This window comes from Geojedonia litorea, assembly GCF_042654525.1.
In the GTDB taxonomy this organism is placed as follows: domain Bacteria; phylum Bacteroidota; class Bacteroidia; order Flavobacteriales; family Flavobacteriaceae; genus Geojedonia; species Geojedonia litorea.
Genome location: NZ_JBHSGP010000014.1, coordinates 779,293 through 803,348, shown reverse-complemented (window position 1 = coordinate 803,348; position 24,056 = coordinate 779,293). Strand labels below are relative to the sequence as shown.

The 24,056-nt window shown below is 35.1% G+C and carries 23 protein-coding genes; 14 read left to right on the top strand and 9 right to left on the bottom strand.

Annotation, left to right across the window (positions count from 1 at the left end):
• The first annotated feature begins 22 nt into the window (after nt 1-22).
• From ACFO5O_RS11510 to ACFO5O_RS11475, 8 genes are all read left to right on the top strand, one after another.
• On the top strand, nt 23-718 hold the full coding sequence (locus ACFO5O_RS11510; RefSeq protein WP_387963905.1) for an Ig-like domain-containing protein: 696 nt from the start codon (nt 23-25) through the stop codon (nt 716-718).
• Nucleotides 719-731: 13 nt separating this feature from the next.
• Complete coding sequence (locus ACFO5O_RS11505) at nt 732-1,601, top strand: hypothetical protein (RefSeq protein WP_387963903.1); 870 nt, start codon at nt 732-734, stop codon at nt 1,599-1,601.
• 76 nt (nt 1,602-1,677) lie between these two features.
• A complete protein-coding gene (locus ACFO5O_RS11500) occupies nt 1,678-2,763 on the top strand; it encodes a CNNM domain-containing protein (protein ID WP_387963901.1) in 1,086 nt (361 codons plus the stop codon).
• The gene (locus tag ACFO5O_RS11495; protein ID WP_387963899.1) at nt 2,763-3,236 is read left to right on the top strand and encodes a methylated-DNA--[protein]-cysteine S-methyltransferase; all 474 of its coding nucleotides are present in this window, start codon (nt 2,763-2,765) and stop codon (nt 3,234-3,236) included. Before ACFO5O_RS11500 ends, ACFO5O_RS11495 begins: the two co-directional genes overlap by 1 nt.
• 74 nt (nt 3,237-3,310) lie before the next feature.
• Complete coding sequence (locus ACFO5O_RS11490; protein ID WP_387963897.1) at nt 3,311-5,725, top strand: penicillin acylase family protein; 2,415 nt, start codon at nt 3,311-3,313, stop codon at nt 5,723-5,725.
• Nucleotides 5,722-6,078, top strand: a complete 357-nt coding sequence (locus ACFO5O_RS11485; RefSeq protein WP_387963895.1) for a hypothetical protein — start codon at nt 5,722-5,724, stop codon at nt 6,076-6,078. Before ACFO5O_RS11490 ends, ACFO5O_RS11485 begins: the two co-directional genes overlap by 4 nt.
• Nucleotides 6,079-6,086: 8 nt before the next feature.
• Nucleotides 6,087-6,800 (top strand): 3'-5' exonuclease, encoded by a 714-nt coding sequence (locus ACFO5O_RS11480; protein WP_387963894.1) that lies wholly within the window; start codon nt 6,087-6,089, stop codon nt 6,798-6,800.
• On the top strand, nt 6,801-8,480 hold the full coding sequence (locus ACFO5O_RS11475) for an ABC transporter ATP-binding protein (protein WP_387963892.1): 1,680 nt from the start codon (nt 6,801-6,803) through the stop codon (nt 8,478-8,480).
• 374 nt (nt 8,481-8,854) lie between these two features.
• Here the strand turns inward: ACFO5O_RS11475 and ACFO5O_RS11470 are convergent, their stop codons facing one another.
• From ACFO5O_RS11470 to trhO, 7 genes are all read right to left on the bottom strand, one after another.
• Nucleotides 8,855-9,508 (bottom strand): 3-oxoacid CoA-transferase subunit B, encoded by a 654-nt coding sequence (locus tag ACFO5O_RS11470; protein ID WP_387963890.1) that lies wholly within the window; start codon nt 9,506-9,508, stop codon nt 8,855-8,857.
• Nucleotides 9,509-9,548: 40 nt separating this feature from the next.
• Entirely contained in the window at nt 9,549-9,893 is a 345-nt protein-coding gene (locus ACFO5O_RS11465; RefSeq protein ID WP_387963888.1) for a four helix bundle protein, read from the bottom strand.
• Nucleotides 9,894-9,927: 34 nt separating this feature from the next.
• On the bottom strand, nt 9,928-10,632 hold the full coding sequence (locus ACFO5O_RS11460; protein ID WP_387963886.1) for a CoA transferase subunit A: 705 nt from the start codon (nt 10,630-10,632) through the stop codon (nt 9,928-9,930).
• An 84-nt stretch (nt 10,633-10,716) separates the two neighbouring features.
• Nucleotides 10,717-13,059, bottom strand: coding sequence for a penicillin-binding protein 1A (locus ACFO5O_RS11455; protein WP_387963884.1), 2,343 nt, complete (start codon nt 13,057-13,059; stop codon nt 10,717-10,719).
• Between the two features lie 2 nt (nt 13,060-13,061).
• Nucleotides 13,062-13,565, bottom strand: a complete 504-nt coding sequence (locus ACFO5O_RS11450) for a gliding motility lipoprotein GldH (RefSeq protein WP_465253853.1) — start codon at nt 13,563-13,565, stop codon at nt 13,062-13,064.
• Complete coding sequence (locus ACFO5O_RS11445; protein ID WP_387963880.1) at nt 13,549-14,721, bottom strand: PSP1 domain-containing protein; 1,173 nt, start codon at nt 14,719-14,721, stop codon at nt 13,549-13,551. The genes ACFO5O_RS11450 and ACFO5O_RS11445 overlap by 17 nt, the downstream gene beginning before the upstream one ends.
• A gap of 104 nt (nt 14,722-14,825) precedes the next feature.
• Nucleotides 14,826-15,890 (bottom strand): oxygen-dependent tRNA uridine(34) hydroxylase TrhO, encoded by a 1,065-nt coding sequence (trhO, locus tag ACFO5O_RS11440; RefSeq protein ID WP_387963878.1) that lies wholly within the window; start codon nt 15,888-15,890, stop codon nt 14,826-14,828.
• Nucleotides 15,891-16,365: 475 nt separating this feature from the next.
• Between trhO and recA the strand changes: the two genes are divergently transcribed.
• The 4 genes from recA (at nt 16,366) to ACFO5O_RS11420 (ending at nt 19,955) form a co-directional block, all read left to right on the top strand.
• Nucleotides 16,366-17,379 (top strand): recombinase RecA, encoded by a 1,014-nt coding sequence (recA, locus tag ACFO5O_RS11435; protein WP_387963876.1) that lies wholly within the window; start codon nt 16,366-16,368, stop codon nt 17,377-17,379.
• 107 nt (nt 17,380-17,486) lie between these two features.
• Nucleotides 17,487-17,897, top strand: a complete 411-nt coding sequence (locus tag ACFO5O_RS11430; RefSeq protein WP_387963874.1) for a hypothetical protein — start codon at nt 17,487-17,489, stop codon at nt 17,895-17,897.
• Nucleotides 17,898-17,925: 28 nt separating this feature from the next.
• Nucleotides 17,926-18,468: an RNA polymerase sigma factor gene (locus ACFO5O_RS11425; RefSeq protein WP_387963873.1), complete on the top strand. Its 543-nt coding sequence runs from the start codon at nt 17,926-17,928 to the stop codon at nt 18,466-18,468.
• Nucleotides 18,468-19,955: a hypothetical protein gene (locus tag ACFO5O_RS11420; protein ID WP_387963871.1), complete on the top strand. Its 1,488-nt coding sequence runs from the start codon at nt 18,468-18,470 to the stop codon at nt 19,953-19,955. Before ACFO5O_RS11425 ends, ACFO5O_RS11420 begins: the two co-directional genes overlap by 1 nt.
• A gap of 76 nt (nt 19,956-20,031) precedes the next feature.
• Here the strand turns inward: ACFO5O_RS11420 and ACFO5O_RS11415 are convergent, their stop codons facing one another.
• Complete coding sequence (locus ACFO5O_RS11415) at nt 20,032-20,772, bottom strand: lysophospholipid acyltransferase family protein (protein WP_387963869.1); 741 nt, start codon at nt 20,770-20,772, stop codon at nt 20,032-20,034.
• A gap of 104 nt (nt 20,773-20,876) precedes the next feature.
• On the opposite strand from ACFO5O_RS11415, the gene trpS reads away from it, so the two are divergent.
• Nucleotides 20,877-21,845, top strand: coding sequence for a tryptophan--tRNA ligase (gene trpS, locus ACFO5O_RS11410; RefSeq protein ID WP_387963867.1), 969 nt, complete (start codon nt 20,877-20,879; stop codon nt 21,843-21,845).
• Here the strand turns inward: trpS and dprA are convergent.
• Nucleotides 21,842-22,945: a DNA-processing protein DprA gene (gene dprA / locus ACFO5O_RS11405; protein WP_387963864.1), complete on the bottom strand. Its 1,104-nt coding sequence runs from the start codon at nt 22,943-22,945 to the stop codon at nt 21,842-21,844. The genes trpS and dprA overlap by 4 nt on opposite strands.
• 106 nt (nt 22,946-23,051) lie before the next feature.
• Between dprA and ACFO5O_RS11400 the strand changes: the two genes are divergently transcribed.
• Complete coding sequence (locus ACFO5O_RS11400) at nt 23,052-23,990, top strand: HU domain-containing protein (protein WP_387963862.1); 939 nt, start codon at nt 23,052-23,054, stop codon at nt 23,988-23,990.
• Nucleotides 23,991-24,056 lie beyond the last annotated feature (66 nt).

Here is a 24,056-nt window from a genome sequence, read left to right as displayed (position 1 = left end):
CGACCATTTATAAAAATTTGAGATGATGAAACAACTTTCCATATTCCTACCACTTTTTGTGTTTATTGCGGTTCAAAGTTGTATCGGAAAAGACTTTATTGATGATGAAGTAAGTCCTGAAGTACGAATTTTAAATCCTGTAGATCAAATCGCTGTTTCAGAAACTTATCAGTTTAATGCCACTTATTTTAATCGTGTTGGTCAGGCAGAAATCACAAATATTTCATGGTCAAGTTCGGTGGAATCGGTGGCGACTATTGATGCGAATGGTTTGCTTACCGGTATATCAGAAGGACAAACGATAATAAAAGCGATTGTACTATTGAACAATAATTCTAGTGTTGAAGCTGAAACTACAGTGACTATTGTGATGGGAGATGTTCAACAAAACACTACTACAAAATCTGGATCTATTGCAACAACAAGTAGCTATGAATTAACTGGAGATTTTACACTTCAAACCATTGAAAACACTACTAATCTACGTTTATCATTAGCAAATAATTATAAAGCTTCTACTAGCTTACCCGGCCTTTATGTCTATTTAACCAACAATCCCAACTCAATTGCAAGTGCCCGCTCCTTAGGAGCTGTATCCGTATTTGAAGGCGCTCATTCATATACAATTGAAAATGTAGGTATAAATGATTTTTCCTACTTGCTCTATTGGTGCGAGCCATTTGGGGTTAAAGTAGGTGGAGGTAATATAAATGATTAACTATTCAAAACCCATGATAAGTTCAAAAAAAGCCCTTGTTTGTTTTCTAATTTTTAGCTTAAGCTCTAGCATGATGTTTTCTCAATGGGTAAAACCAAAAGGAAAGGGCTATTACAAACTTTCAGCGTGGTATTTGGAGTACGATCAACATTATACTGACACGGGCGAAAAAGATCCAAACGTCACTCGAGGAAATTTCAATATCAACTTTTATGGCGATTATGGAATTACTGATAAATTGGACGTCATTGCTTACATCCCATTCTTTTCAAGAACCTTTCAAAATGAAGTACGTTCTGGCACAACCGGAGATTTAATTACCCCTGGAGAAGCGCTTAATTCTATTGGAGATATTGATTTAGGCCTTGAATATGGAATATTGAATACAGAAAAGGTGGCCTTTTCTGGATCTCTTATTTTTGGACTTCCAACTGGTAATAATGCCAGAGGTTCAGATGGAAGCTATCAAACTGGTGATGGCGAATTCAACCAATTTATAAAACTAAATGTTGGTCTGCCCTTTAGTTTAGGAAATGCACCTATGTATTCAAAAGTATATGTCGGGTTTAATAATCGTACAAAAGATTTTTCCGACGAATTTAGAACAGGTCTTGAAGTTGGTATTAATTTATTAAACCAAAAACTTTGGTTAATTAGTAAGACCGATGTTTTAAAGTCTCTACAAAATGGTAGCGTAAATGCACAAAATAATCAGGGCAATATCTTTGCAAATAATATTGAATTTGTGAGTTTGGGTGGAGAAGCAGCTTATTATATTACTGAAAAATGGGGTGTCTCAATAAATTATACAAGTGCTGTAAGCGGTAGAATCATTTCCGCTCGCCCATCGTATTCTGGTGGAATTTTCTTGGATATTAAATAAATCAACTTATAATAACCTTTGTTTCACTTTGTGTAGTACGGATTTTGTAATTTAGCAGAAACCTTAACTCGTTTTAATGAGCGCATTACTTTTTTGGGCAACCATTTCCATTTTCTTTTCTTTTTTATGTTCCATTCTAGAAGCTGTTTTGTTGAGCATAACACCAACATTTATTAATCTAAAAAAAGAGGAAGGAAAAGTTTACGCCAACAACCTTGAAGCTTTAAAAAAAGATGTCGATCAACCACTGATTGCTATTTTAACTTTAAATACTATAGCTCACACTTTAGGAGCTATGATGGTGGGTATTGAAGCAGAACAATTACCCTATAAAATAGAAGTGTTTGGTATAAATACTGTGGGAATTGTCTCAGCAATTATGACCTTATTAATTCTAGTAGCATCAGAAATTATTCCGAAAACTATCGGTGCATCCTATTGGAAAAACCTTGCCCATTTTACATCTATAAGCTTGAACGTATTAATGTTTCCTTTAAAATGGACAGGTATTTTATGGGTGTTGCGTTTAACTACGAGATTGATTGGCGGCAAAGAACATGGTAGTATTTTAAACCGGGAAAGCTTTATAGTTATGGCCGATATGGCACACAAAGAAGGCGTTTTTCAAGAATCTGAAAGCAAGGTCATTCGCAATTTATTGAACTTTAAAGACATCTTGGCTAAAGACATCATGACGCCTCGTACAGTTATTAAAACCGAATCTGAAGATGTCACGATTGAAGATTTCTTTCTAAAAAACTCTAATATTAAGTATTCAAGAATACCTGTTTATAAAGATACTCCCGATAACATTACGGGATTGGTGTTGAAGGATGAAGTGTTTAAAGAAATGGCTTTTGATAATGGATCTAAAACACTTGCCGACATCAAAAGAGAGATTATTATTGTTAATCGCAGCCTTCCAATTCCTCAATTATTTGAAAAACTAATCGAAAGCAAAAACCATATGGCTCTAGTAGTTGACGAATACGGTTCAGTGAATGGGCTTGTTACTCAAGAAGACGTCATAGAAACACTTTTAGGTCTAGAAATCATGGACGAGAGCGATAACGTCGCAGACCTTCAGCTAATGGCGCGTAAAAGTTGGGAAGCTAGAGCTAAACGTTTGGGCATATTAGGCGATGAAACTTCTGAAGACTAATGGAATCGTGTATCATAAAATCCCCATTGGGGTACACAAAAATTGAAGGTGACGAAAACGGAATCACCTCCATCATAGTTTTAAATTCTGAAGAAAACGAAACCGATATCATTCCCGAATCTCTTGAAGATTGTGTTCAACAACTTAATGAATACTTTGAAGGAAGTCGTAAAAATTTTGACCTTATTTTAAATCCCGATGGTACTGATTTTCAAAAAAATGTTTGGAAAGCACTACAAGGAATCCCATTTGGAAAAACTATTACTTATTTAGAATTGTCAAAACAATTAGGTGATGTTAAAGCTATAAGGGCAGTTGCAAATGCTAATGGCAAAAATCCTATTTGGATTATTATTCCATGCCATCGCATTATTGGAAGTGATGGGAGTTTAACCGGATATGCCGGTGGTTTATATAGAAAGCAATGGTTATTGGAGCATGAAAGTCCGTTTAAACAAGGCTCTCTTTTTTAAGTTTTGAACCTTGAACCTTCACCTTTTTATATTCAAAAAAAGATTTATATTTAAACATCCTTTAACACATCTCAATGAAATATCTAAAGTTTATTGGTACACTCCTTCTAACTATTGTTGTTTTTTACATTTTTAACACTAAACTTGGCGCAATCCCGCCAATTGGAAAATTTTTAAGTCCGTCGCATGGCGTATGGCAAAATGAAACGAATGAGGAAATTGAAGGTACACCACAAATAGCCGGCCTTTCAAATGAAGTGAAAGTACATTATGATGACCAATTAATTCCGCACATTTTTGCTCAAAACGATTTAGATCTTTATCGGGCGCAAGGCTATATAACGGCTAAACACAGACTTTGGCAAATGGAGTTTCAAACTTATGCGGCTGGAGGTCGCTTATCAGAAATTATAGGTGAAAAAGCTCTTGATTACGACCGAAGCCAACGGCGAAAAGGTATGGTGTTTGGAGCTGAAAATGCATTAAAAAAAATGGAGGAAGATCCAGAAATCGTTTCATTTTTAGAAGCGTATAGCGCAGGGGTTAATGCTTACATTAACCAATTGGAAGAAAAGAATTTTCCTGTAGAATATAAATTACTAGACTATAAACCAGAGCAATGGACCGCTAAAAAAACGGCACTTTTACTCATGTATATGACCGATATGCTCTGCGGAGGGGATTCAGATTTAGAATATTCTAATGCCTTACGTGAATTTGGTAAAGAACGGTTTGACTTTTTATATCCAGATTTTTTTGATGTTAATGATCCTGTTATCCCAAAAGAGACCGATTGGAGTTTTATAGATGTCCCCATAACCGAAATCCCGCAAAGTCAATTGCCCCTAGATTCTATTGCTGAAACCATGGAAAAGCCTCATCCTAACAACGGTAGTAACAATTGGGCAGTTGGGCCGCAAAAATCATATTCAGGTCATCCTATTTTAGCCAATGACCCACATTTAGGTCTAAACTTACCTTCTATTTGGTTTGTAATGCAATTAGCAACTCCAAAACACAATTCGTACGGCGCAACACTTCCAGGAGCGCTTGGGGTGATTTCTGGTTTTAACCAACATATTGCTTGGGGCGAAACTAATGCTACACGAGATGTGAAAGACTGGTATAAAATTGAATTTAAAGATGAAAATAGAACTCAATATAAATACAACAGCGAATGGAGAACTACCACGTTGCGCATAGAAGAAATAAAAATAAAAGGTAAAAAAACATTTTTAGACTCCGTTATTTACACACATCACGGTCCCGTAAGTTATGACCACACGTTTAAGGGTAATGGTCAAAAAGAAGGATATGCCATGAAATGGATTGGACATATTGGAGGTAATAACCAACGCACCTTTATAGATCTAAATAATGCTAAAAATTATGATGATTATCTAAAGGCATTGCAACATTGGGTAGCGCCAGCGCAAAATTTTGTTTTTGCATCTAACCAAGGTGACATCGCACTCTGGGTTCAAGGGTTGTTCCCAAACAAATGGCAAGGACAAGGAAAGTTCTTAATGGATGGTAGTAAGCCTGAAAACGATTGGCAAAGCTTTATTCCAAAAAAATTTAATGCCCATACTAAAAACCCTGAGCGCGGATTTGTGAGTTCGGCAAATCAACACCCCGTCGATCAATCTTATCCATATTATGTGTTTAATGATGGTTATGAGATGTATAGAAATCGAATTATCAATGACTTTTTCAATTCGAAATCTACCTTTTCAATTGAAGATTTTAAAGCGCTACAAAACAATAATTTCAATTTAAAAGCTTCAGAATTATTACCATATATTTTTGATCATTTAGACACCTCTGTTTTAAGTACAGATGAACTTGCGGTTTTAGAAACCATAAAGGCTTGGGATTTTAATAGTGACCCCGAAAAATTGGCTCCCAGTATTTGGTCTGCTTGGTGGCAAGAGCTATTCTATTTGGTTTGGGATGAATATAAAGATAGGGACATCGCCTTGGATTATCCGTTTGCTTATCAAACCATTTATATGCTAAAAAATTATCCTGATGATCCTTTTATGGACCTCATTGATACCCCAGAAAAAGAAAATGCCAATAACCTGTTTCTTATCAGTTTTAAAAATGCAGTAGCGCATCTTAAAGAGTGGGAATCTAATAACGGCAATTACACTTATGTAAAATATAAGGGTACTCGAGTTGGGCATTTGTTGCAGGCTTTGCCCGCCTTTTCAAGGTTTAATCTTCCAATTGGTGGAGATGGTAGTACCGTAAATGCTGCTACAAATGATCATGGCCCATCATGGCGTATGATCGTAGAAATGAGCTCGCCTCCAAAAGCACTTGGCATCTATCCAGGAGGACAATCTGGAAACCCCGGTAGCAAATATTATGACAATTTTATAGATCGCTGGGCTGATGGTGATTATTTTGAAGCACTCTTTTTACAGGATTCAAATGATAACAAAGGCGTAATTGCTACACAAACCTTAACACCAAAACAATGAAAAAAAACGGTATTAATTTTATAGCCACTATAGTATTAGCACTAATATTGTCTCAATTTTTGCCTTGGTGGTCCATTATGGTTGCCGCTTATGTCACGGCATTGTTTGTTAGCCTTAAGCGTAGTGCTGTGTTTTTTGTACCATTTTTGGCTATCGCTTTATTATGGATGGTTCAGGCATTTTGGTTAAGCAATGCCAACGATTTTATCCTAGCTAAAAAAATAGCAGTTCTATTACCTCTACAAGGCAGTGCGTTTCTACTTATACTTGTTACTGGCTGTATTGGTGGTTTGGCTGCAGGAATTTCTGCCCTTCTGGGTAAACAATGTGCAATGCTTTTTGATAAAAGTTGAATCTAAATATGATCAGCAAATTACCATTAGAAAACATTCTGTTTTTGGATATAGAAACCGTTCCAGAGACGCAGCATTTTTCTGAACTTGATGAAACCAAGCAAGCGCTTTGGGAACTTAAATCTCAATACCAACGCAAAGAAGATACCACTGCAGAAGACTTTTATGAGCGCGCTGGTATTTGGGCCGAATTTGGAAAAATCATATGCATTTCAGTTGGGTATTTTACTTTTCAAGGTGATTTGAGAACCTTCAGAGTGACTTCTTTTTTTGGTGATGAAGTTAAAATTCTGAAAGATTTTAAAAATCTTTTAATCAGTCATTTTAGTCAAACCAAACATTTGTTATGTGCTCATAATGGGAAGGAATTTGATTTTCCTTACATCGCTAGACGCATGATCATTCATAATATCGATCTTCCATATAAGCTAAATCTATTTGGTAAAAAACCTTGGGAGGTTCCGCATTTGGATACTTTGGAATTATGGAAATTTGGTGATTATAAAACTTATACCTCCTTAAAATTACTTACCAATGTGCTAGGAATTCCTTCACCAAAAGACGATATTGATGGAAGCGAAGTCTATCGCGTTTTTTATGAAGAAAACAATATTGACCGCATCATAAATTATTGCGAAAAGGATACAATTGCCGTAGCACAAATCTTTTTAAGATTACGAGGAGATGCCTTATTGGATGACAGTGAAATTATACATGTGTAAATGCCGAAACAAGCCCTTTTAGAAGTCAATAATCTATCCATCGCCTTTGGGGAAAATGAAGTGGTTCATCATATTTCTTTTCAATTAGAACCTAACGAAATTTTAGGGATTGTTGGCGAATCCGGTTCTGGAAAATCGGTGTCATCACTAGCTATTCTAGGTCTATTGCCAAAAAAAGTCTCAAGAATCGTTACGGGAAATATCACCTTCAATGGAAACGACTTAACAAAGTTGGGTTCTAAAGCATTTCAGTCTATAAGAGGAAATGACATTGCTATGATATTTCAAGAACCTATGAGTTCTTTGAATCCTTCAATGACCTGTGGCGCTCAAGTTGAAGAAGTACTAAAACAGCATACCCATAAATCACAAAAAGAAATAAAAGCTGAAACACTATCGCTTTTTGAAAAGGTAAAATTGCCTTTACCTGAACGCGTTTACAAGGCTTATCCACATGAAATCTCTGGCGGACAAAAACAGCGTGTTATGATTGCTATGGCTATTGCATGTAAGCCCAAAATTTTAATTGCAGATGAACCTACAACGGCTTTGGATGTTACGGTGCAAAAGGACATTATTCTATTGTTAAAGCAGCTTCAACATGATGAAGGCATGAGTATCATTTTTATTTCTCATGATCTCGCATTGGTTTCGGAGTTGGCAGATCGTATTTTGGTCATGTATAATGGCGAGATAGTTGAGCAAGGCAAAACCACTAAAATATTTCATGAACCAGAACATAGTTATACACAAGCCTTAATTAGTTCAAGACCAAAACTTGAAGTGAGACTGAAACGACTTCCTACCATAAAAGATGTTATCAACAAAACAACAGACAGTTCGATTATTTCACCTGAAGATCGTGAAAAATTTCATAAGTCATTGTATACTAAACCACCTTTACTTGAAGTAATTGATCTAGAAAAGCATTATATTTCGAGATCAGGTTGGTTTACAAAACCAGAAGTTTTTAAAGCAGTCAATGGCGTAAGTTTTAAACTATATGATGGTGAAACACTTGGTTTGGTTGGAGAGTCTGGTTGTGGCAAATCCACATTAGCAAATGCAATTTTACAATTAGATAGAGCCAATTCTGGTAAGATAATATATAAGGGTGTTGATCTTCAAAAACTTCCAAAGCACGAAATACGAAACTTAAGAAAAGATATTCAAATTATATTTCAAGATCCATATGCTTCCTTGAATCCAAGGATTCCCATTGGTAAGGCCATTATGGAACCTATGAAAGTTCATAACATTGGTGTTTCTGATGATGATCGTAAACAAATGGTTCTGGATATTCTAGAAAAAGTTGGATTGAATGCAACCTTTTTCAATCGCTATCCACATGAGTTTTCTGGAGGGCAACGTCAACGAATAGGTATTGCGAGAGCCATTTCACTTCAACCCAAACTTATTATCTGTGACGAGTCTGTATCTGCTCTTGATATTTCAGTTCAGGCTCAAGTATTAAATCTCCTGAATGATTTAAAGGAAAACTTTGGATTTACCTATATTTTTATTTCACATGATTTGGCCGTTGTAAAATATATGTCTGACCAACTAATTGTCATGAACAAGGGCGAAATTGAAGAATTGAACGATGCTGATGTAATCTATAATAATCCAAAAAAAGACTACACAAAAAAGTTAATTCATGCCATCCCGAAAGGCTTATAACATAAATACTTTTTTAGTTAGATTAAGGAATTTAGTTAAAAAAACAAAGGTGTTTTTAATGTTAAAAAACACCTTGTTTTCAAATAGGTTAAGTTTTGGTAGATTTGAGGCAATTTGATTCATAAGTTAAAGTTTATGATAGATTTGGGGCAAATCATAAAATTAAGTTTATGGTAAATTTGGTTGTTTAGATTTGGTACTGCTAATATGAGATAAATTTTTAAAATATCTGCTGAAATACACTATAAATCGATGTAATACATATTTTTTTAACATTTAAAACAATTAAATGGGTTTTTTCCTACATTTTTATTTGACCAAATAAAAAAGGCCACAAAATTATGTAGCCCTTTACTTTAAGTATTCAAAAGAAATCAAACGTTCATTTCAGGAATTTCTCCTTCAACAATCAACGAGCCTTCCGTTGCCTTTTTTATATCTTCGACCGAAACTCCTGGTGCTCGCTCTAAAAGTTTAAATCCACTCTTGGTAACCTCTAAAACTGCGAGGTTAGTCACAATTTTTTTTACACAGCCAACACCAGTTAAAGGTAAAGTGCAACGTTTTAATAATTTTGATTCGCCTGCCTTATTGGTATGCATCATGGCTACGATAATATTTTCAGCACTTGCAACCAAATCCATTGCTCCGCCCATACCTTTGACCATTCGTCCTGGTATTTTCCAATTGGCAATGTCTCCATTTTCCGCAACTTCCATAGCCCCAAGAATGGTTAAATCAACATGCTGACCTCTAATCATAGAAAAACTCAAGGCCGAATCAAAAAAACTCGCGCCCGGTAAAGTAGTGATTGTCTGTTTTCCTGCATTAATAATATCAGCGTCTTCTTCACCTTCAAAAGGAAAAGGACCCATGCCTAAAACACCGTTCTCACTTTGAAATTCAACTTCAATATCATTACGTACATAATTGGCAACCAAGGTTGGGATACCAATCCCTAGATTGACATAATAACCATCTTTAACTTCTTTGGCGATGCGTTTTGCTATTCCTGTTTTATCTAACATATTATTAATGTATTAATTAACCAATGTAATAATGTAGCTATTATTTATTTTTATAACTTGAACTTAAAATCTTATATAAAATAAGCCCGAGTTCGTTTATTTCTTCTTTAAGTTTTGGATCAAAAGGATATGATGAAGCTTCTTCGCAGAGCAACAACCAATACTTTGTTTCTTCTAATTCTTTGGCTGCTATTTTCATTTTATGGATAAAGTCTGCTTTGCTTTCTGCATTTTGAGCTTCATGTATATTAGCCCCTATACTCGTCCCCGATCTTAACAATTGTTTACCTATAATAAATTTCCTTTCTTTTTCTAATATATCACAAAAGGAAATTATAGAAAGTGAAAATTTTATTGATTTACTTACTACTAAATTTTCTTTCATTAAGGAAATCTACATTGTTATATTGATACATTTATTAATTGTTTTTCGGTCTTACAGTACGTTGTTCTATACGCTTTTCATAATTAACCCCCTGAAAAATGCGTTGTACAAAAATTCCTGGAATATGTATTTGATTAGGGTCTAGGCTTCCTGCTGGTAATAATTCTTCCACTTCTGCAACGGTTATTTTTGCGGCTCCACACATACACGGATTAAAATTTCTAGCTGTTCCTTTAAAAATCAAATTACCTGCCTCGTCACCTTTCCATGCTTTAACGAACGCAAAATCGGCTTTAAAGGCTTCTTCAAGCACATACATTTTACCATTAAACTCTCGGGTTTCTTTACCTATTGCAACCTCGGTTCCATAACCTGCAGGTGTATAAAAAGCTGGAAATCCTGCTTGCGCAGCGCGGCAACGTTCAGCTAAAGTCCCTTGCGGAATCAACTCTACATCCAGTTCACCGCTTAACATTTGTCGCTCAAACTCATCATTTTCTCCCACATATGATGACACCATTTTCTTGATTTGGTGCTTTTGTAACAATAAACCTAGACCAAAGTCATCAACCCCTGCATTATTGGAGATACATGTTAAGCCTTTAACTCCTAATCTAACAAGTTCGGCAATGGCGTTTTCAGGAATGCCTGATAATCCAAATCCACCTAACATTAAGGTCATATTATCTTTAATGCCTTGAGTGGCTTCACCAACATTAGCTACTTTTTTATTGATCATTTCTATCTCATTTTTGCTACGGAAAATTACAAAATAAAAAAGCCATTCTAAAATGAATGGCTTTCCTTTTTTAATATAATTCGTTTAAAAATCGATAACATCCTTAACATCATCAAGTGGATCATCAGTTGTATTCGAATCTCCCTTATTAGAGCAGTTGACATTGATTGAAAGTTCGGCAGGCACATCAAAGGCCGCTTTAGAAATCTCTAAATCCTTATCCGCATAACAACTTTTCATAAAAAGCGCCCAAATAGGCAAGGCCATGGATGCTCCTTGGCCGTAGGTAATCGTGCTAAAATGTGCGGCTCTATCTTCAGCGCCAACCCATACACCAGTCACTAAATTTGGCACCATGCCCATGAACCAACCATCGCTCTGATTTTGAGTAGTACCCGTTTTACCAGCAATAGGGTTATCAAATTGATAAGGATAACCTGTGATAATTTCTTTATAAACCGAATTATTAGCGGCATAGGTATGTCGTAATCGCGTTCCTGATCCGCCTTGAGTTACGCCTTCTAGAAGATTTACGGTTACATAAGCAACTTCCTCACTCAAAACATCTTTGGATTCAGGAGTAAACTGATATAGCACTGTTCCATTCTTATCTTCAATACGAGTCACCATCACTGGCTTGTTGTAAACGCCTTTGTTAGCAAAGGTTGCATAAGCTGCTACCATTTCGTAAACACTTAAATCTGGCGTTCCCAATGCCACTGCAGGGACAGGTAGAATGTCTTGCTCAACACCTAGATTTTTAGCCATATCGATTACAGGTTGTGGCCCTACTTTATCCATAAGGCGAGCAGTAACTGTGTTTATAGAATTTGCCAATGCATTTTTTAAGGTTACGAATCCTGTGTAATCACCATCTGAATTTCTTGCTGTCCAAGGTTCAGGGTTTCCAAACTTATTAGCTTCAATAGTGATTTGTTGTTTTGGTAAGGTATCACAAGGTGACAAATGCAACTGATCAATGGCTGTAGCATATACAAAGGGTTTGAAGGTTGAGCCTACTTGACGTTTTCCTTGCTTTACGTGATCGTATTGAAAGTGTCTGTAATTCATACCGCCAACCCAAGCTTTAACATGCCCTGTTTGCGGATCCATTGACATCATCCCTGGGTGTAAAAATGACTTATAGTACCTAATGGAATCGATAGGTTTCATTATGGTATCAACTTCGGTAGCTAATCCTTCTCTCCATGCAAATACTGTCATTCCTGTTGGCTTGTAAAATGAGCTTTCAATGTCTTTCTCACTTTTACCTTCATCTTTCATTATACGCCAACGTTCTGATTGACGCATGGCACGTTTCATCAAGGCTTCAATTTCAGTATTGTCAAGTTCTAAAAACGGTGCTGTTGGGTTTCTTTTAGGTGTATTTTGATTGTCAAATTCTGCTTGAAGCCTTGGCATATGTCTTTGCACCGCATCTTCAGCGTACTTTTGCATTCGTGAATCTAAGGTTGTATAAATCTTTAAACCATCATTATAAAGATTATATTTTGAGCCATCGGGTTTTGGGTTGTCTTTAATCCAATCCTTCATAAATCCGGTTAAATAGGCTCTAAAATAAGTAGCCAATCCTTCTCTATGCGATTGTGGATTATAATCAAGGTCCAATTCAGTTTTTTGCAATGAATCCCTAACCTGCTTGGTGATATAATCATATTTTTCCATTTGGCTTAAAACCACATTACGTCTGTTTTTAGTACCAACCGGGTTGCGATGAGGCCTAGGATTATATAGGGAAGAATTTTTAAACATTCCCACAAGCATAGCTGACTCTTTTATATCCAATTCGCTTGGCTCTTTTCCAAAATATATACTCGCTGCGCTTCTGATACCATCGGCATTATTACCAAAATCATAGATATTGAAATACATGGCAATAATTTCTTCTTTGGTGTACTGGCGTTCTAAACGAATGGCGATTACCCACTCTTTTATTTTTTGAGTAATTCTTTCAAGAATATTTTGAGAAGCAACCCCAACAAATAATTGTCTAGAGAGTTGCTGTGAAATAGTACTAGCACCACCTCTACTGCCTAAAAACACAAATGCTCGCAAGGTTCCTATGGCATCAATCCCTGAATGTTTGTGATAGCGCGCATCTTCGGTTGCTATAAGTGCATCAACCAAATGCTGTGGTAGTTGGTCATATTCAACTGGAGTTCTGTTATCATCTAAATAAAATTTAGCAATTAATTTTCCGTCAGAAGAAATAATCTGTGATGCTAAATTGGTTTTAGGGTTTTGTAAATCTTCAATCGCTGGCATTTCACCAAATGCACCCCATGATGCCAGCATAAACATTAAAAAGACACCCAAAATTCCTGCAAGAAACAATTTCCAAAACAAACGAATGTATTTTGAAAAATCTTGTGATTCCTGTTTTTTAGTTGCTGATTTTTTTGCCATAATCAATTGGGGTTTGTGTATTCTACTCTAAAACCTACATCGGTAATACCTTCAAGATTCTCAACTCCATAAACCTGGCCGTTTTCTCTCATGGCATGTTGAATGTTGATTTTATACTCACCAGATTCATTGAATATAAAAGGTGCATTGTACCCTTTATACCAAAGTTTGTTTTCTTTAATATCGGTAAATCCTGTTCCTAAAAGCTCACCATTTGGTGCCGCCATTTTGTACTCCAAAGTGTCTTTAACTGTTTTTCCATTTGGATAGCTCATTTCAACTATTAAAAACAAATTACTGTATTTGTATGCGTTCGTATTTCTTAAGTTCACAAACAAATTATATGCATTTGTCGAATCTGGAGGCGTAACCTTGAACGAAATTATAGAATCTTTGTGCCATTGGTTAGGGACAGATTTATACTCATCAAAAACTCGGTTGGAATCACAGGAACAACATAGGATTCCAAAGACCAATACAATGAAACCACTATTTTTTAGCATTATTTCGAGGCTTGTTATTAGTTTTGCGATTCCCTCTCTTATTTTTACGTTTGTTTCGTCGTTTTGGACTATCAAATCGAGTTAAACTATCTTGGCCAACAACGTTTTCAAACTCTACTTTAGTATTTTCAGCAAGCTCTGAAGCATATTCTTCTAAACTAGCTACCTTTTGTTTCTTACTGTTTTTGTCAATAATCTCGTTGGCTTGAGCCGTAGTAAGTTTATGCCAATTCATCCATTCACCTTCATAGGCATACCACATATGGCCTTTAAAAATATCGGTTTTTTGGCAAACAGCAGTTCCTTTTTCTGTGTAAAGTTTGACTTCGGTTTTTGGAAAATCTTTAAGAGCGTCTAAATACGCGTCTAGCTCGTAATTTAAACAGCATTTAAGCTTTCCACATTGTCCAGCTAGCTTTAAAGGGTTTAATGACAATTGCTGATATCGTGCCGCTGATGTACTTACAGATCTAAAATCGGTTAGCCAGGTTGAGCAACACAATTCTCTTCCGCAAGAGCCAATTCCACCCAATCGAGCAGCTTCCTGTCTAAAACCGACTTGCTTCATTTCAATTCGTGTTCTAAACTCCTTGGCAAACACTTTAATAAGTTCTCTAAAATCAACTCGTTCTTCGGCAGTGTAATAAAATGTGGCTTTACTCGCATCGCCTTGATATTCGATATCAGAGATTTTCATTTGAAGTTTGAGATCAATGGCAAACTGACGTGCTTTAACCTTCATTGGTTCTTCTTTATCTCTTGCGGCCGACCAAACATCAATATCTTTTTGGTTGGCCTTACGATAGATTTTAAGAACTTCTTCTTCGTTATTGATATCTACCTTTTTTCGCTTCATTTGAATTCTTACTAATTCGCCTGTTAGCGTAACCATGCCTATATCGTGACCAGATTGTGCTTGTGTAGCAACGATATCACCTATACTTAATGATAATTTTTCGGTATTTCGGTAGTATTGCTTACGCCCATTCTTAAAGCGCACCTCAACCCCATCAAAAGGCTCTTCACCTTGTGGTAATGACATGTTTGCCAACCAATCAAAAACAGTTAATTTATTACAGCTATCGGTACCACAGGTGCCATTATTTTTGCATCCTTTTGGTTGTCCATCCTTTCCAGTTGAGCAACTGTTACAACTCATAAAATTTTATATAAAATCCGCTAATTATAAGATAGCGAATGACGATTAATGATTTTTTTGAAAGGTAAAGATAAGATTATTTATTGACTAAAAATGAATTACGTTTATTTGCGTAAAACCTCAAAAATATTTCTTAAATCCTTTTTGTAAGGCAGGTGATCAGCACGTCCCTTTTTGAAAATATCGTTGCTATTACCTTGACCTTTACGAAGTGCTTTTTGTTCTTCGTAAGGTAACCTATTAATTTCCATACAAGCTGTTGAACAGCAATTTTCCATTTGCGTTTTACACTCATCACATTGAATAAACAGTAAATGACAAGCTTCATTAGCACAATTGGTATGTAGATCGGCAGGTTGACCACATTGATGGCAATGCGCAACAATATCGTCTGAAATACGCTCCGAACGGCGTTCATCAAACACAAAGTTTTTACCAATAAATTTGTTCTCTAATCCCTTTTCTTCTACCTGACGTACGTAATTAATAATCCCGCCTTCTAGTTGAAAAACATTCTTAAATCCTTTGTGTTTATAATATGCACTGGCCTTTTCGCATCGAATACCACCCGTACAATACATCACTAAATTTTTGTCTTCTTTGTGTTCCTTTAGGTCTTCTTCAATAATGGGTAACGATTCTCTAAATGTATCAACATCTGGAGTGATTGCATTTTTGAAATAACCTATTTCACTTTCATAATGATTACGCATATCAACCAAAACAGTATTTGGATCTTCGATTAGTTGATTGAACTTGCTCGCATCAACATGCACTCCTTTATTCGTGACATCGAACGTGTTATCGTTCAATCCATCAGCAACAATTTTATCTCTAACTTTTACTTTTAGTTTTAAAAAAGCAAAGTTATCATGTTCTATGGCGATATTGAGTCGCACATTTTCTAAAAATGAAATAGTGTCTAGATGATCCTTAAATTTTTGAAAATTATCTGCTGGTACAGACAATTGTGCATTAATTCCTTCGTGAGCGACATAAATTCTACCTAGAACATCAAGGTCGTTCCAAGCTAAAAACATATGATTCCTAAAAAGCTCCGGGTTTCCGATTTTGGCGTATGCGTAGAAAGAGATTGTTAAGCGGTCCTTCCCCGCTTTTTCTATAAGTTCAGCTCTTTCTTTAGCGCTTAAGTTATTGTACAGTTGCATGCTATACTAATGTTTTAAGGTTAAAGATAATTTTTGGCAAAGTTAATACTTTAAGTGTATTTGAATAGTATTAAATAAAAAAAGCATTTCAGACGATCTGAAATGCTTTTTTTTGACTAACTCGTTATTAATACTTTTTTAATTTGTTTCTAAAAAAATAGTAAACGAGTTAACCACCATCGGTTTTACAATTGCTGTTAACACATACCGCAATTGAAACACCTAAAACTTTATTAAAAATGGTTCTTTTGAAAAATTTCATTTTATTAAAATTATGTTCTTTTTCAAAGTTGGGAAACAAACCACGCTACATCATTTTGAGTAGAAAACAAAGTGGTATAGCGTTCTTTTCATAGCAATTTTCTCCCATAACATTATGTAGATGCAAAAAGTATAAAAAGGTTGCGTGCAACTATTGAAAAGATGAAAAGTTGTCGTATTTTAGCAGTCATATCAATTAAGAAAATACAAATAAATGAGTAGTGAAAAAGAAGCCAAATTAAAAGCATTAAAGCTGACTTTGGACAAGATGGATAAGGCCTATGGCAAAGGTACTGTGATGAAAATGAGCGACCAAGCTGTAGTTGACGTAGACTCAATTTCGTCAGGCTCTTTAGGTTTAGATATTGCACTTGGCGTAGGCGGTTACCCTAGAGGTCGTGTAATAGAAATTTACGGACCAGAATCTTCAGGAAAAACAACACTAACCTTACATGCAATTGCCGAAGCTCAAAAAGCTGGCGGCATTGCTGCTTTTATTGACGCAGAACATGCTTTTGACAGGCACTATGCTGAAAAATTAGGTGTAGACCTTGATAATTTAATTATATCTCAACCAGACAATGGCGAACAAGCATTAGAAATTACAGATAATTTAATTCGTTCTGGTGCTATTGATATTGTAGTCATAGATTCTGTAGCCGCATTAACTCCTAAAAGTGAAATTGAAGGTGAAATGGGCGATTCAAAAATGGGATTGCACGCACGATTGATGTCTCAAGCTTTAAGAAAACTTACTGGATCGATTAGTAAAACTAATTGTACAGTAATTTTCATAAACCAATTACGTGAAAAAATTGGGGTAATGTTTGGTAATCCTGAAACTACAACTGGCGGAAATGCACTTAAATTTTACGCTTCAGTAAGATTGGATATTAGACGATCAACACAAATAAAAGAAACCGATGGTAACGTTGCAGGGAACAAAACCCGTGTAAAAGTGGTGAAAAACAAAGTAGCGCCTCCATTTAAAACGGCAGAATTTGACATTATGTATGGTGAAGGAATTTCCAAAGTAGGTGAGATTTTAGATATCGCCGTTGATAACGAAATTATCAAAAAAAGTGGATCATGGTTTAGCTATGAAGACACTAAACTGGGACAAGGGCGGGATGCTGTTAAGGCATTAATCAAGGATAATCCAGAACTCATGGATGAACTTGAAACGAAAGTCCGGCAAGTAGCTAAAGCAAATTCAAATGACGATTAACTCCTAAAATCCCGAATGTTTCGGGATTTTTATTTTTTTGACGCAACCTTTACTAAGCGAATGCATCTATACTGTGTAATAGTGTTAACTAATAATGATTTTACATTATGAAGAGAATATTTGCTTTATGTGTTTTGTTTATCTCTCTAGTCTCTTGTAGCTTAAGTGACGATAACAGTAATAATTTTCATTTTGAAATACTTCCAGTTGAAAGTGTTGTAATGCCAGAACAATTTACGCTTGGAGAGACTTATGAAATTAAAGTATCCTACTTAAGACCATCAAGCTGCCATATTTTTAATGACTTTTATTATCAAAGCAATTTAAATCAAAGAACTATTGCTATTGTTACTACTGTATATGAAGATGTAAGTTGTACACAAGCTGTAGAACTTGTTGAAGTTTCTTTTAATTTTATAGTAACAAATAATGGCACTTATGTGTTTAAATTCTGGCAAGGAGAAGATGAAAGCGGCAATGACATCTATTATATAGTTGAAGTGCCTGTAGTTGAGTAAAAAATAGATTAATTAACACTTATAACATGTGAGTTTAGAACGACTCATAGAACAATGTAAAAAAAACGATGTTAAGGCTCAAAGTGAATTATATAAACTCTATGCGAGTAAACTATTTTCAGTTAGCCTTAAATATTCGAGAAATACAGCAGAGGCAGAAGATAATCTGCAAGATGCTTTTGTGACTATTTTTAAAAAAATAGAACAATATAAAAGTAAAGGTTCTTTAGAAGGTTGGATGAAACGAATCACCATCAATACAGCTTTACAGCGGTATAGGACAGTTGGTGTTTTTGACATAGTCAATGAACAACAAATAGCCGATGATTCAATTGAAATAGATGAAGATTCTATAAGTATTGATTTTTTGTTACAAATCATTCAAGAATTACCCGATCGGTATCGAATGGTGTTTAATCTTTATGCTTTGGATGGCTATTCCCATAAAGAAATAGCCGAAATGTTAAGTATTACAACCGGAACCTCAAAATCTAATCTTGCAAGAGCTCGACAGATTTTAAAAGAAAAATTAAAAACTTATAAAGCGAGCTTGAACTCGCAAACTTTATAATGAACGATAAAAAACATATTGATCGCCTTTTTCAAGAAAAGCTCAAGGACTTTGACGTTCATCCTAGTGATAAGGTTTGGGCTAATATTGAAAAAGAATTACATAAAGACAAGCGCAAACGACGTGTAATTCCTCTTTGGTGGAAAGTGGCCGGGGTAGCAGCTTTATTAGTTTTGTTTTTTAGCATTGGAGGGCTTGTATTTAATACTTCTAATGAGAACTCTTTGCCAACAAACCCTTTAGTTGATACTGAAAATCAAATAACAGAACCAGAATCATCATCAGAACAACCTATAAATCCTTCCATTAAAGATAATAATAACTCTATCGCTGCAGACAATTTAGATAATAATGGTCAAGAAAGCAATGCATCTACTAAAAATTCCACTTTAAATGCGAATCAAAAAAACAATTTAACGATTGCGAGTAAAAGTTCTGAAAACAATAACAGTTCTATTGAAAACAAAAGTCTTGGAGATGATACCAAAACCAATACAGCTATTGTCGATAACACAAATAGTAATGCTGATAAAAACACTTCTAATCTACCTGAAACGAATCAAGGTGTTATTGAAAAAACCAATGCCAAAGAGCTGATTAAAAATTCTACCAAAAACACGGAAACCTCAATAGCAGACAATTCAACAAAAAACGATAAGAATGAACTTGTTGAAGACCTTAAAACTGGCGAAACCTCTATTGAAGATGCCTTAATCGCTTTAAACGACCTTAATGAAAAAGAGAAAGTAAACAATGAGAAGATAAACAGGTGGAACATTTCCCCGAATGTAGCGCCTGTTTACTTCAACTCAATTGGTCAGGGATCTCCTATTGACGAACAATTAGTAGACAACTCAAAAAGTGGAGAAATTAATATGAGTTATGGTATTAATGGAAGTTACGCCATAACCGAAAAGCTTAAAGTCAGAGCGGGTGTAAATCAAGTAAAATTAGGTTATAATACAAATGATGTTGTTGTTTATAATGGTGTAAACTCCTTAACGGGTAATTTTCAACCCAGAAATAGTACACACATAAACTTTAGAGATAAGTCACAAAACACAACAATATTAGGTTCTCCTAGTTTAAATTCTGCTGCCGTACCCGAAATCATTGCCTCATCTAAAAATGCTTCTTTAAATCAAGAGCTTGGTTTTATTGAAATCCCAATTGAATTAGAGTATGCTATAATAGACAAAAGAATAGGATTTAATGTAATTGGAGGCTTTAGTACTTTATTTTTAAATAAAAACGATGTGTACTCCACCTCTGATGGGAACAAAACCTTATTAGGCGAAGCAAACAATTTAAACAACACGAGTTACAGTGCTAATTTTGGTTTAGGTCTAAATTACAATATTTCAGATAAAGTAAAACTAAATCTTGAGCCCACTTTTAAATACCAAATAAATACATTTCGAGATGCTTCAGGAAATTTTCAGCCGTATTTTATAGGTGTTTATACAGGATTAAGTTATAAGTTTTAAGTTTTTTTAGTTGGTTAGATGGTTATTACATTCTTGGTAATAACAACAAAAGCTGCCCTGTGCCAAGGGCAGCTTTTTAGGTTTTATGAAATTGATTTAACTGATTTAAAATTAGTGCTCTGGTTTTTATTTTAAGCATTTTCGTATCATTAGTCTTCAGCCCCTTGCTTGATAAAAACGAATGAATCTTAACTCGCATTTTCCCTGGTCCACCACTAAAAAACACATAAGAAAATCGTTGTTTATTATCAGCAAATGTAATGGGTACTATTGGAATTTGATGGTTAATAGCAAGGCGAAATGCGCCATCTTTAAATTCGTCCAAATCAACATTAACATCTGGGACGCCACCTTCAGGGAAAATACAAATGCTCAAACCAGACTGTAGGCGCCGTTGTGCTCTTAAAAACACAGCCTTTCTGCTCTTTTCAGAACTTCGATCTACCATAATGCAGGTGCGTTTATAAAAAAAGCCGAATAGTGGAATTTTAGACAATTCTTTCTTGCCGACAAAAACAAATGGATTCTTTACGGTTACCAGCATAAGCATTATGTCGGTCATTGACGTATGATTTGCTATAAACATGTAACTTTCAGATCGCTTTGGTGTTTCTTCTCGTTCTATTGAATACCTAAAGCCCATTCCAAATAAAATAAACTTGGCCCAAAATCTGGCTAGCTTAAAAAAGAAAGGATACCAACTTTCCTTTAAAATTGAAATTAGAAGTACAGGAAATAATACAATGATTGGTAAAGCCACCAAAACGTAGAACCAAATACGATATAAAATCCAGAGAGGATATTTTAATAGCTTCATTGACTTCAAAACTACTTAAATTAATTGAGGTTTGTGTTAAAAAAATTACCTTTGCCTTTTCGTATAACTAATAAAAGATTCCTGCTTTTTTACAGGAAAATAACATGGCAAGAATACTTACAGGAATACAAAGCACTGGAACACCACATTTAGGAAATATATTAGGAGCTATTATACCGGCTATTGAAATGGCCAACAACCCTAAAAACGATTCGTTTTTGTTTATTGCTAATCTTCATACGTTGACTCAAATCAAGGATGCCGACACTTTACGCAATAACACCTATTCTACTGCCGCTACATGGTTAGCTTTTGGATTAGACATTGAAAAAACGGTGTTTTATAGACAAAGCGACGTTCCACAAGTGAGTGAATTAGCTTGGTATTTAAGCTGCTTCTTTCCATACCAACGACTAACCTTGGCCCATAGTTTTAAAGATAAAGCCGACAGATTAGAAGATGTTAATGCGGGGTTATTCACGTATCCAATGCTTATGGCCGCCGATATTTTGCTTTATGATGCCGAGATAATACCGGTTGGCAAAGACCAGCTTCAGCATATTGAAATGACGCGAGACGTTGCATCACGTTTTCATGCAAAAATGGGTCAAACTTTTGTGCTTCCTGAAGGAAAAATACAAGAAAACACGATGTTAATTCCCGGTACCGATGGAGAAAAAATGAGTAAAAGTCGAGGAAACATTATCGACATTTTTTTAGATGATAAAAAACTTCGAAAACAAATCATGTCTATTCAAACCGATAGTACACCTCTTGAAGACCCAAAAGATTGGAACTCTTGTAACTGCTTTGCCATTTATGCGCTTTTGGCTTCTAAAGATCAGCTTAAAACCATGAAGGCTAACTATGAGCAAGGAGGCTATGGTTATGGGCACGCCAAACAAGCTTTATTTGAATTAATTACTGAAAAATTTGCCGAACCAAGAAAGCGTTACAAGTATTATATGACTCATCTTGAAGAAATTGATCAGGCATTAAAAATTGGTGCCGAAAAGGCAAAAGTTGTAGCTAATCAGGTGTTAAATCGAGTACGATTAAAAGCTGGGTATTAAGTCAATTCGAACAATTTACCTGGCAAAGGTCTTATTACACCTTTTAATTCCATATTTAGTAATATACTAGCCGCCTTAAATATTGGCAACTGACATTCAATTGCGATGAGATCCAATTGTTGTTTTTCGTTTGATTTAAGGTAATTATAGATGATCGTTTCGTTATCATCTAATTCAACGAACATTTGCTTTTGAATGGCAGGTTTTACATCTTCTTTCAACTTCCAATCTAACATGAAAGGGATATCTAATGGATCTGACAAGACATGAGCCTTTTGATGTTTTATCAAATTATTGCATCCTGTGCTAAATATATCTGTAATCCTTCCAGGGACAGCAAAAACATCGCGATTGTAAGAGTTAGCAATATCAGCAGTGACTAAACTGCCGCCCTTTTCGGCAGACTCAATAACAATTGTTGCTTCACTAATCCCAGCAATAATTCGATTTCGTTTTAAAAAATTATTCCTGTCAAAAGTGTCTGTACTCCAAAAATCAGTTAAAAACCCTCCATTAGATTCTATGTCCTTTACATACTTTTTATGCACTTTGGGGTAAATTTGACTAAATCCGTGCGCCAAACATCCTATAGTTTGTAAATTATGTTTAATCGCTGCTTTTTGCGCTGTAATATCAGTACCATATGCAAAACCAGACACTATAACCGGGTTAAAGGGTTCTAATGTTTCAATTAATTTTTCGCAAAACCCAATTCCGTGACTGGTGATATTACGTGTTCCAACAATACTTAAAATATGTTGTTGCTTGAGGTGAATTTTGCCTCGTTGAAACAGTAAAATTGGTCCATCAATGCAGTGTTTTAGTTTTTCGGGGTAATTGCTCTCCGTAAAATATAAGGACTCAACTTCATTTTTCTTAATAAATAGTAGCTCTTGTTCGGCTTCTTTTATATGATTTACATTAAATAAATCGCCAATCATTGTAGTGCCTATACCATCTATTCGTAAAAGGTTTTGCTTCTTTTCTTTGAAAACAGCTTCAGCCGATCCACAATGTGCAATCAGTTTTTTAGCAGTAACATCACCAATTTTAGGGACATGCTGCAAGGCTAAAACATAAATTAAGTCCTGATCGGTCATTTTATAGAGCGCTGTTTATAAGACTTAAAGAAAAGAATTTTTAGAGTCTTAATAAATACTTGCAATGAAATTTTATTTCCATTGAAAAAATTTTAACTTTGTTTATATGCAACTTGAAACCTACATAAGCGATTTATTATACCGATATGACTGTGTAACCATCTCTGGACTGGGTGCTTTTTTAACACATCGTGTATCGGCCAGATTGGATGACAATACTCATGCATTTTATCCACCAAAAAAAGTATTGTCGTTTAATGAACAATTACAGCATAATGATGGATTACTGCCGAGCTATATTGCTGAAGTAGAAAAAATCCCATATGAAGTTGCAGTTCAAAAAATTATCAAATACGTTAAAACCATAAAATCGTATTTGATTCAAGGAGAAACCATCAACTTCAATAACATTGGAGAATTAGTTCTTAATAATGAAGGTAAAATTAATTTTGAACCTTCTTACCATATTAATTATTTGACTGATGCCTTTGGATTAGATCAATTATCCTGCTCATCAATTGCTAGAGAGGTTCATAAGGAAAAGGTTGTAACTATTGAAAAGTCGGTTCCTGTTACTATTACACCTGAAAAACGCAAATCTAGACCCTATTTAAAATATGCTTCTGTTGCTTTAATTGCATTAACTTTAGGAGGGTTTACAGCTTCCAATTATTATGTAAACCAAATTGAAGCTCAAAATCAAATTGCGCAAGAAGAGGCCAATCATCAATTAGACAATAAAGTACAGGAGGCCACTTTTGTGATTAGTAATCCGCTTCCTGCAGCTACTTTAAGTATTGAAAAACAAAGTGGAAATTATCATATTGTAGCCGGTGCATTTAGAGTAGAGGCCAATTCAGATAAAAAGGTAAAAGAACTTCAAAGTCTTGGGTATAAAGCTCGTAAAATTGGAGCCAACAAATATGGTCTTCATGAAGTGGTTTATGCCAGTTATTCTGATAGATCGGAAGCACTACAAGCCCTTAGAGACGTAAAACGCGAGCATAATTCTGAAGCCTGGTTACTTGTAAAAGCTTTGGATTAATTTCACATTTCCAATTACATTTTTGTTATAAAACATCCTACCTTTGTGCCACATTTAAAATTTGAA